The following is a 15,912-nucleotide window of genomic DNA, read 5'->3' as shown; positions in this document are numbered from 1 at the left end:
TCTATAAAAAAAGGATTAAGCACATACAATCGTCGGCTTAATCCTCCTCTTAGTTCAATTATTTTGTAAAACCGAATGATGCCCATGGTTGAATTTGTGCTAGTAAAAAACGCTCTTCTTCCACTACCTTGGCCACTACATTTGTAGAACCAGCATTCGGCATTTCCTTTAATACTACTTGTAGCTCCCCTTTATAGCGCACATCTAAATTATTATCGATGGTAACATCACCTAACTGCAAAACATGCGTATCGTGGGCTGGGAAATCCCCATTTTTATATTTTACGCGCGATTGTGTACTACGAATAACGTAATCTGATACATCGCCACGATTAAAATGAGGTTCTTTAAATAAAATGGCTTCTTCTAAAACCGTCGTTTCTGAGGATGGGACAACTTTCAGCTCCAACTTATGTCGATTTAATTGCCCTAATGCTTTAAGCTCCTCCTCTGAGGCATACATATTACCAATAATACAATCATCGATTAAACCTGTATGCCATAAATCTTTCGCTTGCACTGTAATCGGTAAATCGCGATGCTCTTCAAGTGTTGGTAGGCCGTGCTCTGTTTTTTCCCAAGGTCCGTACAGTGCATGCTGCGAGGAAATCATCGCCGCTGTCCGTATATGGTTGGCTTTAAAATTTTTAGATGTTGCCAGAAAATGCTGTCTTGAAAGACCCGTAAATCGTCTTGGATAAAAATTATGACAGCCTATAATATGGTTACGGTTCGGTTGGTAGGATAATATATTATCCACATATTTCGTTCCATTACTAATATTTAGCTCAATTTTCAACTGACTATCATCGAAAGACATTAACGCTTCCTCTTGACCTGAAAATCCCATATCTAAACGCAATGCCGCCAGATGGTAGTGTTCTTTAAAATAGGCAATATCTTTATACGTTAAGCCTAAATCTTCAAAAACAGCTGGTGCAATATCCGCAGAAATCTCAAAGCCCAGTTGTTTTGCAAAGTAATTGATTTGCTGTAATTTAAGCTTTTCTTCTTCATTATTTAAAGATAGCAAACATGTGAAAATACGGTCAAAACCATTATCGTGTGCTAGCTGAACATACTGTTGCATTTCTTCTAGCGTGCTGTGCTGTGGATAGAGTGAAATTCCTAATCTCCTCAAATGACAATACCTCCAATGCTATGCTATTACACTTCTACTTTTGGAATCTCTGGAGTTATTTCAGGCTGTTGTTCTTGTGCTTGCTCTGCCTTTCTTTCCTGTTGTTTAGCTATACGATTAGCCATTGCAATGAATGGAAGGTAGATACAAACAGAAATAACGATTAACGCTAAACTTAAAACAGCTCCAGTCCAAGATTGTGTCACTAAAAACCCGTTTATTACTGGCGGTGTCGTCCATGGCGCTACAACAGTTGCTGCAGGAACCCAACCCCATTTTGTTACAAAGAATGCAATTGTTACGTTAACCATTGGTGTTAAAATAAACGGAATAAATAAAATTGGATTTAAGACGATTGGTAGACCAAATAATAACGGCTCATTAATATTAAATAGCCCTGGTGCTGCGGACAATTTTCCAACGGTATTGTATTGCTTATTTTTCCTTGCAATAATGAATATCGCAATAATAAGTGCAATTGTCGTACCTGACCCACCCATATTAACGAATGCATCAAAGAATGGCTTATTCACGATATATGGTGCCACTTTGCCAGCAGAAATTGCTGCTACGTTTGCATCAATCGCGGCTGAATTAATCGTTTGCATAAATGGATCGATAATATTCGCACCATGAACGCCTAGCGTCCATAAGAATGCTGGAATAAAAGCTAAAATTATGGCAGCAACCCACGTATTTGTTAAGCCCATAAACGGCTCTTGAATGGCTGAATAGAATGAACCAACAATATCTGGCATATCAAAGCCTGCAGAAATAATTGTACGAACTAATGCAAACACACCAATTGTAATAATAGCTGGCAGCAATGCTGCAAATGATTTCGAAACTGCTGGTGGTACCCCTTCAGGCATTTTTATCAGTAGCTTACTATTACCTGATAATCTACAAAATACTTCAGTAGATAACAACGATACGATAATGGCGATAAATATCCCACCCGTTCCAGTTGTTAAACCTGTTAAACCACCTTCACCAAATGTACCAAATGTCAAATAACTGGAAAGACTAATGACGGCAGCGGAAAGGCCATCCTTGTTATAACTTTTGGCTAAGTTATAGGCAATGGAAACTGCGAGTAACAGTGACAGAATATTGAATGTTGCACTCCAAATATTGCCGCCCCATTGCGTCCATGTTTCATGCTTCCAAATGGAGTCCAGTGCATTTTGATAAAAGTCAATTGGTAAGTTATTAATTAATACAGCTAACGAGCCTACAATTGTCAATGGCATGATTGTAATAAAACCGTCACGAATGGCAACTAAATGACGCTGACTCCCAATCCTAGCAGCTACCGGCACAAATTTTTCTTCTAAAAATCGGAACATTCTACACACTCCCTTTGCTTTTTATTGTGACATCAAATAATTGATGTTACTCCCCTTTGATTTGTTCATACAGTTCAATCATTTCTTGCGCTAAATCACGAAACGTGATGGCATTCATTAGGTGATCCTGTGCATGAATTAATAGCATCGATACCTCTACTTTTTCTCCCCTTGCTTCCTGCGTTAACAATGCTGTTTGTGAATGATGAGCTTCAACTAGTGCTTCATTTGCCAGCTTTATTTTTTCCTTTGCTTCACCAATCTGCCCCTTTTTCGCTAACTGAAGTGCTTCCATGCATTCACTTTTCGTATTACCACTATGAACAATCAACCCCATTATGGACTGCATCATTGCTGTTTCTTCCATTAACTTGCCTCCTCACCCAATCAGTTTCAATGCCTGCTTTAAGACATTTTCACCGTTCATCATGCCGTAATCAGCCATATTGATTACATCAATTGGAAAATTCAATTCTTTGAATTTTGCTTCAAATGTTGATTTCAAGTAACGAACTTGTGGGCCAAGTAACAGTACATCTGCCTTCTTGTTTGCTAAAATTTTATCTACCTCACTTTCAGCTATAGCAAAAATATCCGCCTCAATATTTTGTTCTTGTGCAGCCTTCTGCATCTTTGAAACTAGTAAACTCGTGCTCATACCTGCAACACAAACTAACATAATATTTTTCATCGTCAGCACTCCCTCATTGTCTTTTTTTAATTTAGTCCCTTTTAACGAATTGACGACTCTAATGAAATCGCTTTCTTATATTGAGAATAGCACCAATTGGTATATACCACAATATACTTTTTTAGTAATTTTATACCTTTTAAAAACTAATACCTAATTGGGCTATTGCTTCGATACTTGCTAATAAATGGCTTCCCTTAACTGGTATAGTCCAGAAAAAACTTCAAAAAAATTTTCATTTTCTACTTATTTTCGCAGTAAGTTAAAAATATTCGTAAAATTCAGGTCGCTCCGTCGGAATTGCCTGTTGCCAATGACGTATTTCTTCATCATCTAGTACTTTATTCGCAATAGTCACTGCATCCTTCACACTAAGATAGCCGACCATCATCGCAGAAAATAAGTTGATTGGTAATGTTAGCATATGCTTTTTAAACATGGAATTTTCCTCAATTATTGAGACATCTCCATCTTTATTTATCATGAAAATTTGTTCATTCCACGGACAAAAGTGATCCTCTAGACGAACGTACAAAGTTTGCTTTATATCCCTCCAACGGTAGCGTTGCATAAAAGCAAAAGCATCCACGATTCTTACCATGATATCTTGTATAATCTTTTTAGGAAATTGTGGATTATCGAAATTAAAACCGAAATGACTATCATTTGCCGTAATTCCTTCGATTGTGTGGATACTTGCCGCATGTGATGTAATAAAGCGCCATAGTGCTTGTTGTGCTAGATAATCCTTCACAATATAGTCATGGGTTGTAAAGATGCCATCTTGAATGGTATAGCGGATATAGCCCGTTATTTTTTGTTCCTGAAAACACGCAGCAAAATGACTTTCAGGTGACCTTCTTTCAATGCGCTTCCACCAAGCTGCATCACGTAGCATCGCCCCATTTGTAATGCTTGCTTGGACATTATGAAATTGCTGAATTGCCTCAAACAGATCACTATTCGGCCATTCAAAGCTCATACGTTTTACATCATCTAACTGTTTCCCGAAATGAGGAAAGTGTGAATGAGGTATTGCATAATGTAGTTTGTCAAAAAATAATTCCCAGCCAAAATAACGGTAAAAAGAAACGGAAAAAGGTGCAAGGACGGAAATTGTTTGCCCACGTTGTTGCATTTCCTTTAGTGAAGCCGTCATTAGCTTTTTTATAATACCTTGCTGACGGTACTCTGGATATGTAGCTACAAATCCAATACCACCCATTTCATAGTTTTCACCATGTATCGTCATATTGAGCGGAAGGATTAGCAGTTGCCCAACAACGTTATCGCCATCATAAGCTCCTAAAGTTGTACTATGCTCAATCCAATAATGAAAATCATCGCGCCTAGCACCGCTATATTTATTTGGAAAGCAATAATCCCTTAAACGATGAATTTGTTGGTAATCTTTCGCTGGAACGTTTTTAATATCCATGACGCCCTCCTTATTTTTCACAATATTCAAAAATAAGAACTTACATACCTAGATGTTCTTTTACATATACTTCAACCTCAGAGGCTGTCGATAGCATTAACAGTTGCTCAATATGTTGCATTAACTGCTTCTTTGAAAGCTTTGCAATATGTGCTCTCGTTTTAAGAATAGAAGAAGGGTTCATGGAAAATTCATCTAAACCTAAAGCAAGTAAAATCGGTATTGCTATTTCATCTGCTGCCATTTCACCGCACATACCAACCCATTTCCCCTGTTTATGTGCTGCATCAATCACATTTTTTATAAGTCTTAATACTGCTGGGTGATATGGCTGATATAAATAAGAGACATTTTCATTCATCCGATCCGTTGCCAAAGTATATTGAATTAAATCGTTTGTACCAATCGAGAAAAAATCTACTTCTTTTGCAAATAAGTCTGCAATCATCGCCGCTGCTGGAATCTCTACCATTATACCGACTTCTATTGTTTCCGCAATTGCCACTCCGTCTGCTTGCAATTGGGCTTTTTCCTCAAACAACATTTGCTTTGCCATTCTCCATTCATCTAACGTTGCGATCATTGGAAACATTATTTTCAAGTTGCCAAAAGCACTTGCTCTTAGCAATGCACGCAATTGTGTACGGAACATTGCTTGTTGGTCTAGGCAAATACGAATCGCTCTATAGCCTAAAAAAGGATTCATCTCTGACGGTAGCTTTAAATATGGAAGATGCTTATCCCCGCCAATATCCAATGTGCGTACAATCGTTGGCTTTTCCTGCATTTTTTCAAGGACGATACGGTACGCTTGAAACTGTTCCTCTTCACTTGGGAGCTCCTGCCGTCCCATATATAAAAACTCTGTTCGAAATAAACCGATTCCATCCCCCGCCGCCTGCATGACTTTTTCCACATCTTCGGGCTTGCCGATATTGCCCACAAGCTCTACATTATGTCCGTCCGCACTTACGCTCGACATTGTGCGATATTGAAGGAGCTCGTGTCGTTGCTGACTAAGCGTTTGTTGCTGTTGCTCGTAAAATGCAGACACTTCTTGCGTTGCATTAATAATGATAGTGCCATTCGTGCCATCCATAATAATTGGTGCGCCATGTTGAATTACTTGTGTAGCCGTTTTAGTGCCAACGATTGCTGGAATATCTAGTGAGCGTGCAAGAATAGCAGAATGAGAGGTTTTCCCACCAATATCTGTTATAAATCCTTTGACATAGTTAGTATCTAGCTGTGCCGTCATCGATGGTGTTAAATCTTCTGCTACGATGATGACATCTGCTGATAAACGACTCATGTCAACTAATTCAACATCTAATAAATGGGCTAATAAGCGCTTCGTTACATCGCGAATATCCGCTGCTCGCTCTTGCATATAAACATTGTCCATTCCCTCAAACAGTCCGATGAACATATTGGAAACTTCGTGTAAGGCATACTCCGCATTACTGCCTGTTTTAATTTTCTCTTCAATGGCTGCTAACATTTCAGGGTCCTCTAGCAATAATAAATGCGCAGCAAATATTGCCGCCTTGTCTTCGCCAAATTTATTCTGAGCGAGTGTTAAAATTTCTTGTAATTCCATTTTCGTATGGGCAAGTGCTGATTTAAAGCGCTCTAGTTCTGGCTGTATATCTGTAATCGTGTACTTCTCAAATGATAAATCTGGTTCCACTAAACAAAAGGCAGTTGCAAAGGCAATGCCTTCCGATACGGCAATACCCTGAATCTCTAGCATTCTTCACCAATTCCTTTTGTAACAATCACATCTGTAACTGTTTGCATTAGCTGTTGGGCATCTGCTCCTTGTGCAGAAATTGCAATAGTACTCCCCGTTACAATTCCTTGCGCCATGACCCCCATAATGGACTTTAAATTGACAGACTTATCATTGTAGGTTAACTGAACTTCACTCTCAAATGGTGTGACCGCACTTACTAATAGCGCTGTTGGTCGAGCATGTAAACCTTCTGGTGTTGTAATCTTAAATGTTTTTTCCATGGTTACCCCTCCAAATTTCACTCAAAATTAATGCGCGATTGATAGTTCGCAATCATTATTTCATTATGATGCTTATTCGATTCAACATTATTGCTTTCAAAAACAGGCAGTACTTCCTGACATTCAGCCAATAACTCAATGACTTGACTGAATAATGCTTGAAGAACTGCAGAACCAATTACTGTTGATGCAGGTGCATACTGTATCTGTTGATGGTGCAAGAGCCCATCCCCTATAGGAATATGTGTGTTGATGACAACATCGACAACATCCTCTAAACGTTTTCCACTAATATGACGTGTTGGTTGTTCACAATATTCAAGTGATTGCATAGACATTACGAGGACGCCTGACTGCTTTGCAAGCATTGCCGCTTCTATCGGGGCATTATTTCGACCAGACGTCGAAATGACGATGCAAACATCATTTTCCTGAAATTGAAATTCATCTTTATGACGCACGATAATCGATGGGTCCTTTTCATTTTTTGATGATGTTAAAGCCCCTGCATGTAAAGTCAATGGCTCGATCGTAATTGGACGTACAGGTACAAGCCCTCCCGCACGATAAAAAGCATCTTGTGCTAAAAGATGTGAGTGTCCACACCCAAACAGTTGGACAATTCCACCGCTTTGAAGACGAGAAACAATCATTTGTGCAGCTTCTGCTAACAGCGTATTTTCTTGCGCTAGCACAACATCTAAAAGCCTTTGTAGTTCATGAAAATAAGCACGCATCATATCACCTTTTAATTTCACTTATGAATTTGTATCGATCAGCACGATAAGTACTTCGCACAAGTTCGAATGGCACACCATCCCCTAAATAACTTGTTCGTTTAATAATTAACACTGGTGCAGTACTATTGATTTGCAAATATTTACTATCTTCTTTTGCTACAATGGCCGCTTCCATTTGCTGTATAGCATTGCCAATTTTCTGATGGAATTTTGCTTCTATAAGCGCATACAAGGAACCCATAATTTTCTTTTCATCTAATTCAGGATATACTTTCACTGGAATATAGGTTCTTTCAATCGCCATCGGTTTAGAATTGGCACTCCGTATCCTCGTTACGAAAAATACTTCCTCCCCACGTTCTAACATTAAATCTCCTGCAATATCTAATGGTGGTACAATTTTTTCGAAACGTAATACTTTACTACTTGGTTCCATACCTCTTGCACGCATATCCTCTGTAAAACTTGTTAAGCCCATTAATGGCTGTTCCAACTTTGGATTGGCAACATAAGTCCCTCTACCTTTTTCACGATAAAGCAATCCACTATTCACTAAATTGGTAATCGATTGACGAACAGTCATTCTACTCACATCAAATTGAACGGACAGCTCGCGTTCAGATGGAATATTTTCACCAATTTTGTATTCCTCTAAATAAATCCGTTGCTTTAATACTTCTTCTATTTGTATATAGATTGGTATATGAGAATTTTTATCTAACAAGACTTGCACCATCCTATCGCATTTTTACTATCGTTTTCTCAAATACAATATTTCCCTGACAAATAGTTTTTTCAACATTTAAATGTTGATCCAATAAAATGACATCTGCATCAAAGCCTTCTGCAATACGTCCTTTTGAGCGCAATTGTAATTGTTTCGCAGCATTTGCTGAAGACATTGCTACAAGCTCTGACAACGAACAATTTGTGACCGCTTTCATATTTTTCACTGCTTGTTCCATCGTCAATACACTTCCAGCTAATGCTCCATTAGATAAATGTGCTCCGCTTTCTGTGACATGGACTGTTTGACCACCTAAATCATAATCCCCATATTGTAATCCTTTAGCTCGCATTGCATCTGTAATTAAAATAATTCCTTCTGCCCCTTTTACTCGGTACGCAAGTTTTACAGACATAGGATGGCAATGCACAAAGTCTGCAATAATCTCTACTTTCACTGCATCTTCAACAAGCACTCCGCCTACAACACCTGGGTCTCGATGATGGAATGGTCGCATTTGATTGTATAAATGCGTTGCCTGTCTGACGCCGAATGCTACTGCTTGCTCTACCTCTTCAAGTGTTGCATCTGAATGGCCAATTGAAACAATGACCCCTTGCTTGTAAAGCTCTTTAATAAACGGAAAGCCACCTTCAAGCTCAGGTGCAATCGTTATTTGTTTAATGCGGTTGTTACTTAATGCTTGCCAGTGTGCAAATTGTTCGATAGATGGCAATATCATATAGTCGATTGGCTGTGCTCCAGCACGCTTTTTCGATACATAAGGTCCTTCTACGTGTACACCTAATAAATTGGCCTCATTATTACCATTTTCAAATTGTGCGATTGTCTTTAATGCATTTTCAATAGCTTCTGGTGTTTGTGTCATTGTCGTTGCAAGGTAGCCTGTGACACCTTCTTTAACTAATGACGCAGCCATATCATGAAGCGCTTGTTGTGATGCATCCATTGCATCATTGCCTGCCGAACCATGAATATGCATATCAATGTAACCAGGAAACAACAACCAGTCTTTCCCCTTGCCTTCAATATATTGCTCTGCCTTATCAAATAATTCTTTACCTACTTTAATTATCTTGCCATTGTCAATCAATACGTCACCTGTGAACGGTATTTCGTTATGGTTGACGATCGTTACATTGGAAATTAATAATGTATTGCTCAATTTCACACCTCCGCTGTCTAAGTTTTTTTCGAAGCTTACTTGAAACGTAAAGACAAGCTACAAGTTTTGGTATAGTTGTCTATACCAATTATAGTATGCTAATCCAAAAATAAAAAGTAAATTTTACAATTTTTCTTATTTTTCATTTAATTTAGTAAATAACGCCCATCTGCCTTTTTATCGTGAAAAAGTAGGACAAATAACAAAAAGTGATAGATTGACATTAATCAATCTATCACTTTTTTGCTAAAAACGTTAAACAACGTCACATTAGTATCTAGTATTCTATGTATGGACGAATCCCGATTGTGCCGTAATGCCAATGAAACATTCGTTTTGAACCCGCAATTTGCAGGTGGGTGCCCGCTTTATAGCTTTAAACGTCCCTCTCGAAAATGGGGCTTGTTTGCCACTACAAAAATAGATGGCTCCCGACGATATAGTGTTCGGTCAAAACTGTTAAATAGAGTTAGCAGTTAGACAAACACATCAGGATTCGTATTACTGTTATAATAACACCATATTTCTGATAATTCAAACGATTTATAATAAAAAAACAGATTCTTTCAAAAAACGCAAAAAATACCTAGATTCCCAACATTTTTTGCTAGGAAATCCAGGTATTTGGTAATGCTTTTATCTTTTAAATGTTTTAATCGCTAAACTTAATTCGCTTAATTGATCTGGAGACACTTCACTTGGAGCATCTGTCAATAAGCAGCTTGCACTTGCTGTTTTCGGGAATGCAATTGTATCACGTAAATTAGTACGACCAGCAAGTAACATTACGAAACGGTCAAGACCAAAGGCAAGACCTGCGTGTGGAGGTACGCCGTATTCAAACGCTTCTAATAAGAAACCGAATTGTGCTTTTGCTTCCTCATCTGAGAAACCAAGAAGTTTAAACATTTTTTCTTGTAAATCACGCTCATAAATACGTAATGAACCACCGCCAAGCTCATAACCGTTTAATACGATATCGTAAGCTTGTGCACGAACTGCAGCAGGGTTTGTATCCATTAATTCGATATCTTCGTCAAATGGACGTGTGAAAGGATGGTGTGCTGCATAATAGCGGCCATCTTCTTCAGAGTACTCAAATAATGGCCAGTCCGTAATCCATAAGAATGCGAATTGTGATTCATCAATTAAGCCTAAATCTTGACCTAATTTTGTACGAAGTGCTCCTAGAGATGCTGCAACTACATCCGCTTTGTCAGCTACGAATACTAATATATCGCCAATTTCAGCGCCCATACGCTCTATTAATGCAGCAGCTAACGCTTCATCGAAGAATTTTGCGATTGGTCCATTTAATCCTTCTTCTGTTACTTTTAACCAAGCAAGACCTTTTGCTCCGTAGATACCAACGAATTTTGTAAGCTCATCCATATCTTTTCGAGAATATTTATCAGCCGCACCTTTAATGTTGATACTTTTCACTTGCTTGCCTTGCGCTACTGTATCAGCAAACACTTTGAAATCACAACCATCAAACACATCATTTAACGCTACTAACTCTAAGCCAAAGCGAACATCTGGTTTATCTGAGCCATAACGATCCATCGCTTCTTGGTATTTCATGCGTTGGAACGGTGCAGGAATGTCGATGCCTTTGACATCTTTCATTACAGCTTGAATTAAACGTTCGTTCATTTCTAAAATTTCTTCTTGTGTTAAGAAGCTTGTTTCGATGTCAACTTGTGTGAATTCAGGTTGACGGTCAGCACGTAAGTCTTCGTCACGGAAACAACGCGCAATTTGGAAGTACTTTTCAAATCCAGCTACCATTAATAATTGTTTAAATAGCTGAGGAGATTGTGGTAAAGCATAAAATTCGCCTTCATGTACACGAGATGGTACTAAATAGTCACGAGCACCTTCTGGCGTTGATTTTGTTAAAATAGGCGTTTCTACTTCTAGGAAGCCTTCATTTTGTAAGAAGTTACGAATTGTACGAGTTACATCTGAACGCATTTTGAATGTATCGAACATTGCAGGACGACGTAAATCTAGGTAACGATATTTTAATCGTAAATCTTCTGAAACGTCTGTACGATCCTCAATTTGGAATGGAGGTGTCTTTGCTGTATTAATAACAATTAAGCTTGTCGCTTCCACTTCAATTTTGCCGTTTGGCACATTTGGATTGATTTGATCTTCAGAACGAAGAATTACTTTTCCTTCTATTTCAATTACGTATTCGCTACGTACTTTATCAGCTAAAGCATGTGCTTCTGCTACATCTGGACTAAATACAACTTGTGTAATACCTGTGCGGTCACGTAGGTCGATAAAGATTAATCCACCTAAATCGCGACGACGTTGCACCCAACCTTTTAATACAACGTGTTCGCCTTGTAACGTTTCAGAAAGCTCGTTACTAGCATGTGTTCTTTTTGCCATTTTGCATTTCCTCCAAAATCATTTATTTAATAAGTAGTTCACTAATTCTGAGAAGGCAATTTTTTGCTGTTCCCCAGATGCCATATGTTTTACTGCTGCTGCTTGCTCTTCTATTTCGGTTTCACCTAAGACGATCGTATATTTAGCACCTAAACGGTCTGCTGATTTCATTTGTGCTTTCATTTTTCGATCTAAATAATCCATATCAGTTGAAATACCTTTAGCACGGAATGAACTTGTTAGCTCGACTGCTTTTAGCTTCGCTTCATCGCCCATAGCAATCATGTAAACATCTAATGCGGATTCTGTATCTAACTCTACCGCTTCCGCTTCAAGAGCTAATAATAAACGCTCGATACTTAAAGCAAAGCCAATACCTGGTACATTGGGACCTCCGATTTCTTCTACAAGCCCATTATAACGACCACCACCACAAAGCGTTGTAATAGCGCCAAAGCCGTCCGCCGTTGACATAATTTCAAACGTTGTATGGTTGTAATAGTCAAGGCCACGTACTAAATTCGGATCTACTTCATATGAAATACCTAGCGTATCTAAATACGTTTTAACTTGCGCAAAGTATGCCGCTGAATCTTCTGTTAAAAAATTAGTTAATGCAGGAGCAGTAGCCATTAATGGATGCTCACGGTCTACCTTACAATCTAAAATACGTAATGGGTTTTTTTGCAAACGATTTTGGCAATCAGAGCAAAACTCATGAATATGTGGCTCAAAATGATTAATTAATGCTGTACGGTGTGCATCACGCGTTACTTTATCACCAAGAGAGTTGATAACTAATTTTAAATCTTTTAAGCCCGTTGATTCATAAATATCCATAGCTAATGCTATAACTTCTGCATCGATTGCAGGGTCAGCTGAGCCAATAGCTTCGACACCAAATTGTACAAATTGACGGTAACGACCAGCCTGTTGACGTTCATAACGGAACATTGGTCCTAAATAAGAGAGCTTCACAGGTTGATCAGGTGCACCAAACATTTTATGTTCGACATATGCACGAACAACGCCAGCCGTATTTTCAGGGCGCAATGTTAATGAACGACCACCTCGGTCTTCAAATGTATACATTTCCTTTTGTACTACATCAGTTGTTTCACCAACGCCGCGCGCAAATAAATCTGTTTGTTCAAAAATAGGTGTACGAATTTCGTTATATCGATACACACGACAAATATCACGAATAATTGCTTCGACCTTTTGCCATTTTTCTGATTGACCTGGCAATATATCTTGGGTCCCTCGTGGCACTTTAAAACTCATGTAATTACCTCCTTGTCAATTGCTTATGAGCTAGCTTTCGTTGTAAAGCGCGCACTTACCTTCAGACAGACGACTTTTATCAAAAGGAATCCAACAAAAAAAAGCCCTCGCCTCCTTGCAAAATTGCAAGGGACGAGAGCTGTATATGCTTCCGCGGTTCCACCCTAGTTGACGCATAAACTACATTGCGTCCTCCTCATAATCGGGTAACGGCCGATTCCGTTTTTTCCTACTAAGAATTTCTTTTCAGAAAAAAGCCTCTCAAGTGTTATTCGCCTTATACTTTTTTGTAGGAAAGATTGCAGCCTAAGTCTTTCCCTCTCTTTTCCAATAGAGGTATATGCTACTTGCTTGGTCATAAGCGGTTAATCATTTTTTGATTACCCTTTATGTTAGTCACAACGATAGGTAATGTCAACTGTTTTCTTATTTTTCACAAAGTAGTTATTAAAATAATGATTTCCGTTACCTTTTTCCCTCGAATTTTATTATGAAAACATGGTAAAATAGCACAAGAAAAGGAGGGGTCCGATGACGACAAAACTTATACATAAAACCATTATCTTTGTCCTATTATTAGCATTTTTGATTCCCAGTATCAGCAATAAAGAACTAGTATTTGCCGATACGAGTGATTTAAAAGTTACTGGAACGATACTTCATTTACGCGAAGGACCTGGGCTCTCTTACCCGATTATTACAACATTAAAAGAAGGTGATATGTTAACATCCATCGGTCGTGAAGGTGACTGGATTCAAGTAAAAGCAGGCAATGACGAAGGATGGGTAGCATCTTGGCTAACAGCTTCTATAAATGAGCAACAAACAATTGATAAAACAGTTATTTCGCAAGTTGATCGTCTCAATATCCGTACTGAACCCGATATTGCATCACCAGTCCTTGGGCAACTGTCAACAGGCAATCAAGCAACACTCATAACAGAAAGTGGTGCATGGGCAAAAATTAATTGGAATGGACTAGTCGGTTGGGTATCTTCAGACTATGTGACAATTAATGAAACAACCGAAAAAACAACAACTGACCCAGTAGTAGAAGTATCTACAACTACCGAGCCTAAAGGTACTACCTTTACTATTTTAGTTGATACACTAAATGTTCGCAAAAATGCAGATTTAACCTCAAAAAAAATAGGAACTGTTTCTAATGGACAATCCTTTAAAGTTCTCGCACAAGAACATAATTGGGTGCAAATTCAGTACAATAACAAAAAAACTGGTTGGGTATACAGCTTCTACGGGACATTTTCAGATTCGGTAAAAACGACGGCGAAAACTACAACGTCATCGTCAACGTCAACATCACCATCATCTTCCTCGCTTGAATCTGTCACAATTATTTATAATGGGACAAACTTACGTACGGACGCAACTACAACGGCTGAGGTTGTTAAACGTGTAGATGCAGGTGAAACCTATCCAATTGTAGGTGCTAAAGATGATTTTTACGAAATCCAATTAGAAGATAAAACGGCATTTGTCGCTAACTGGGTAGTCTCCACTTCCCAAAGCACAGTAGTTACAACTAGCAATACAAAATCTGAACCTCGAAAAAAAGGAACTCTTAACGGACTTACAATTGTTGTGGATGCTGGACATGGTGGAAATGACCACGGTACAACGGGTCAGCGAGGAACGGACGAGAAAGATTTAACGTTGAAAACTGCGTCTCTTCTCGCTTCCAAGTTAAGTGCAGCTGGAGCAAATGTTGTCATGACACGTGAATCAGATGAATATGTTGCCCTTCGTAAACGTGTATCCGTTGCACACCAACATGATGCAGATGCGTTTATAAGTATTCACTATGATGCAACTGACAATAGTTCGGTTTCGGGTTTTACTTCCTACTATTTGAACAACAATCAAAAAGGGCTAGCTGAAGCTATACACAACGGGCTCGCTAGTAAAATTAACATTAAAGATCGCGGTACACAGGAAGGAAATTACTTAGTACTTCGTGAAAACAGACAAAAAGCAGTGCTTCTCGAGCTAGGTTTCTTAAGTAATTCCAATGAAGAACGGATCATTACAACGGCTAAATTCAGAGAACAGGCCACACTCGGCATCTATCAAGGTATTTTAGATTACTTTGATGCTAACGAATAACAAAAACCTTCATTTTCTATTACCTATAGAAAATGAAGGTTTTTATTTATTTGTGCTTATTTTGTCGCCATTGTAACCCATATGATTTCCTCCATACGAATAAAGAAGGGTGTATGCTCAATCTCGATAACGATATGGTCAGGTAATACAGTAGTTAAAATCCCTTGCTGGATACTTTTCTCTGTTTGCACGACAATTTTTTGGCTAATCATCAGTTTAAGTGTTTCATATAAATAAGGATTCGATAGCCTTCCTGTTTGCGTCATCGACGATACACTTCCTTCCTACAAATTTGCCATTCTTCTTACTATATGTAGGAATGATAGGAAATGTACCTCTATTTTGACTCAAGTAAGATTGTGACAGGACCATCATTCGTCAATGCAACGTCCATCATAGCACCGAAAATACCAGTCTCTACTTGTAAGCCATATCCACGTAAAGCATCATTAAAAGCTTCCCATAACGGTGCAGCGATTTCTGGTCTTGCTGCACTTGTAAAGCTCGGACGATTGCCCTTTTTTGCATCTCCATACAAAGTAAATTGAGATACAGATAAGATTGCCCCACCATGCTCTAAAATGGAATGATTCATTTTCCCTTCACTATCTTCCCATAAGCGTAGATTAGCGACTTTTTTGGCAAGGTATGCAACGTCCTCTGCCGTATCCTCATGGGTAATACCTACGAGAAGCACATAGCCTTTATCAATCGCACCTGTAACTTCTCCTTGGACCGTTACAGATGCAGCCTTACTACGCTGTAGAACTACTTTCATAATGTTTAACCCCTCAATCTATCAAAATCTGT

At 38.6% G+C, this 15,912-nt stretch carries 15 protein-coding genes, 1 other RNA gene and 1 other annotated feature; of the genes, 1 reads left to right on the top strand and 15 read right to left on the bottom strand.

What is annotated here, in order from left to right:
• Positions 1 to 58: 58 nt before the first annotated feature.
• From JNUCC52_RS20895 to hisS, 13 genes are all read right to left on the bottom strand, one after another.
• A complete protein-coding gene (locus JNUCC52_RS20895) occupies positions 59 to 1,141 on the bottom strand; it encodes a DUF871 domain-containing protein (RefSeq protein ID WP_337980725.1) in 1,083 nt (360 codons plus the stop codon).
• Between the two features lie 26 nt (positions 1,142 to 1,167).
• Complete coding sequence (locus tag JNUCC52_RS20890; protein WP_172772166.1) at positions 1,168 to 2,490, bottom strand: PTS sugar transporter subunit IIC; 1,323 nt, start codon at positions 2,488 to 2,490, stop codon at positions 1,168 to 1,170.
• Positions 2,491 to 2,536: 46 nt separating this feature from the next.
• Positions 2,537 to 2,857, bottom strand: a complete 321-nt coding sequence (locus JNUCC52_RS20885) for a PTS sugar transporter subunit IIA (RefSeq protein WP_172772167.1) — start codon at positions 2,855 to 2,857, stop codon at positions 2,537 to 2,539.
• A 12-nt stretch (positions 2,858 to 2,869) separates the two neighbouring features.
• Complete coding sequence (locus JNUCC52_RS20880; protein ID WP_172772168.1) at positions 2,870 to 3,181, bottom strand: PTS sugar transporter subunit IIB; 312 nt, start codon at positions 3,179 to 3,181, stop codon at positions 2,870 to 2,872.
• 262 nt (positions 3,182 to 3,443) lie between these two features.
• Complete coding sequence (locus JNUCC52_RS20875) at positions 3,444 to 4,619, bottom strand: GNAT family N-acetyltransferase (RefSeq protein WP_337980724.1); 1,176 nt, start codon at positions 4,617 to 4,619, stop codon at positions 3,444 to 3,446.
• A 40-nt stretch (positions 4,620 to 4,659) separates the two neighbouring features.
• Positions 4,660 to 6,372: a phosphoenolpyruvate--protein phosphotransferase gene (gene ptsP, locus JNUCC52_RS20870; RefSeq protein ID WP_337980723.1), complete on the bottom strand. Its 1,713-nt coding sequence runs from the start codon at positions 6,370 to 6,372 to the stop codon at positions 4,660 to 4,662.
• The gene (locus JNUCC52_RS20865; protein WP_172772171.1) at positions 6,366 to 6,635 is read right to left on the bottom strand and encodes an HPr family phosphocarrier protein; all 270 of its coding nucleotides are present in this window, start codon (positions 6,633 to 6,635) and stop codon (positions 6,366 to 6,368) included. The genes ptsP and JNUCC52_RS20865 overlap by 7 nt, the downstream gene beginning before the upstream one ends.
• A gap of 17 nt (positions 6,636 to 6,652) precedes the next feature.
• A complete protein-coding gene (locus tag JNUCC52_RS20860) occupies positions 6,653 to 7,372 on the bottom strand; it encodes a sugar isomerase domain-containing protein (protein ID WP_173477659.1) in 720 nt (239 codons plus the stop codon).
• Positions 7,373 to 7,376: 4 nt separating this feature from the next.
• The gene (locus JNUCC52_RS20855; protein WP_172772172.1) at positions 7,377 to 8,099 is read right to left on the bottom strand and encodes a GntR family transcriptional regulator; all 723 of its coding nucleotides are present in this window, start codon (positions 8,097 to 8,099) and stop codon (positions 7,377 to 7,379) included.
• Between the two features lie 13 nt (positions 8,100 to 8,112).
• Positions 8,113 to 9,288, bottom strand: coding sequence for an N-acetylglucosamine-6-phosphate deacetylase (gene nagA, locus JNUCC52_RS20850; protein ID WP_337980722.1), 1,176 nt, complete (start codon positions 9,286 to 9,288; stop codon positions 8,113 to 8,115).
• A gap of 295 nt (positions 9,289 to 9,583) precedes the next feature.
• Positions 9,584 to 9,787: non-coding RNA, 6S RNA (ssrS, locus tag JNUCC52_RS20845), on the bottom strand.
• A 137-nt stretch (positions 9,788 to 9,924) separates the two neighbouring features.
• Complete coding sequence (gene aspS, locus JNUCC52_RS20840) at positions 9,925 to 11,694, bottom strand: aspartate--tRNA ligase (RefSeq protein WP_337980721.1); 1,770 nt, start codon at positions 11,692 to 11,694, stop codon at positions 9,925 to 9,927.
• An 18-nt stretch (positions 11,695 to 11,712) separates the two neighbouring features.
• Entirely contained in the window at positions 11,713 to 12,978 is a 1,266-nt protein-coding gene (gene hisS / locus JNUCC52_RS20835) for a histidine--tRNA ligase (protein WP_337980720.1), read from the bottom strand.
• A 125-nt stretch (positions 12,979 to 13,103) separates the two neighbouring features.
• Positions 13,104 to 13,346: a binding site (T-box leader), on the bottom strand.
• Between the two features lie 163 nt (positions 13,347 to 13,509).
• Between hisS and JNUCC52_RS20830 the strand changes: the two genes are divergently transcribed.
• Entirely contained in the window at positions 13,510 to 15,102 is a 1,593-nt protein-coding gene (locus tag JNUCC52_RS20830) for an N-acetylmuramoyl-L-alanine amidase family protein (RefSeq protein ID WP_337980719.1), read from the top strand.
• A gap of 56 nt (positions 15,103 to 15,158) precedes the next feature.
• On the opposite strand, the gene JNUCC52_RS20825 is transcribed toward JNUCC52_RS20830, so the two are convergent.
• Both JNUCC52_RS20825 and dtd read right to left on the bottom strand, forming a co-directional pair.
• Positions 15,159 to 15,368 (bottom strand): DUF2642 domain-containing protein, encoded by a 210-nt coding sequence (locus tag JNUCC52_RS20825; protein WP_337980718.1) that lies wholly within the window; start codon positions 15,366 to 15,368, stop codon positions 15,159 to 15,161.
• Between the two features lie 71 nt (positions 15,369 to 15,439).
• Positions 15,440 to 15,880, bottom strand: a complete 441-nt coding sequence (gene dtd, locus JNUCC52_RS20820) for a D-aminoacyl-tRNA deacylase (protein WP_172772178.1) — start codon at positions 15,878 to 15,880, stop codon at positions 15,440 to 15,442.
• Positions 15,881 to 15,912: the final 32 nt, after the last annotated feature.

Source organism: Lysinibacillus sp. JNUCC-52 (assembly GCF_015999545.1).
In the GTDB taxonomy this organism is placed as follows: Bacteria; Bacillota; Bacilli; order Bacillales_A; family Planococcaceae; genus Lysinibacillus.
Note: the sequence above shows the minus strand (reverse complement) of the source record. Positions and strands in the feature narration are given on the sequence as shown.

What these genes read in the sequence shown, in the direction of transcription:
- JNUCC52_RS20890 (WP_172772166.1), bottom strand. Translation starts at nt 2,490, where the DNA reads ATGTTCCGATTTTTAGAAGAAAAATTTGTGCCGGTAGCTGCTAGGATT.
- JNUCC52_RS20885 (WP_172772167.1), bottom strand. Translation starts at nt 2,857, where the DNA reads ATGGAAGAAACAGCAATGATGCAGTCCATAATGGGGTTGATTGTTCAT.
- JNUCC52_RS20880 (WP_172772168.1), bottom strand. Translation starts at nt 3,181, where the DNA reads ATGAAAAATATTATGTTAGTTTGTGTTGCAGGTATGAGCACGAGTTTA.
- JNUCC52_RS20875 (WP_337980724.1), bottom strand. Translation starts at nt 4,619, where the DNA reads ATGGATATTAAAAACGTTCCAGCGAAAGATTACCAACAAATTCATCGT.
- ptsP (WP_337980723.1), bottom strand. Translation starts at nt 6,372, where the DNA reads ATGCTAGAGATTCAGGGTATTGCCGTATCGGAAGGCATTGCCTTTGCA.
- JNUCC52_RS20865 (WP_172772171.1), bottom strand. Translation starts at nt 6,635, where the DNA reads ATGGAAAAAACATTTAAGATTACAACACCAGAAGGTTTACATGCTCGA.
- JNUCC52_RS20860 (WP_173477659.1), bottom strand. Translation starts at nt 7,372, where the DNA reads ATGCGTGCTTATTTTCATGAACTACAAAGGCTTTTAGATGTTGTGCTA.
- aspS (WP_337980721.1), bottom strand. Translation starts at nt 11,694, where the DNA reads ATGGCAAAAAGAACACATGCTAGTAACGAGCTTTCTGAAACGTTACAA.
- hisS (WP_337980720.1), bottom strand. Translation starts at nt 12,978, where the DNA reads ATGAGTTTTAAAGTGCCACGAGGGACCCAAGATATATTGCCAGGTCAA.
- JNUCC52_RS20830 (WP_337980719.1), top strand. Translation starts at nt 13,510, where the DNA reads ATGACGACAAAACTTATACATAAAACCATTATCTTTGTCCTATTATTA.
- JNUCC52_RS20825 (WP_337980718.1), bottom strand. Translation starts at nt 15,368, where the DNA reads ATGACGCAAACAGGAAGGCTATCGAATCCTTATTTATATGAAACACTT.
- dtd (WP_172772178.1), bottom strand. Translation starts at nt 15,880, where the DNA reads ATGAAAGTAGTTCTACAGCGTAGTAAGGCTGCATCTGTAACGGTCCAA.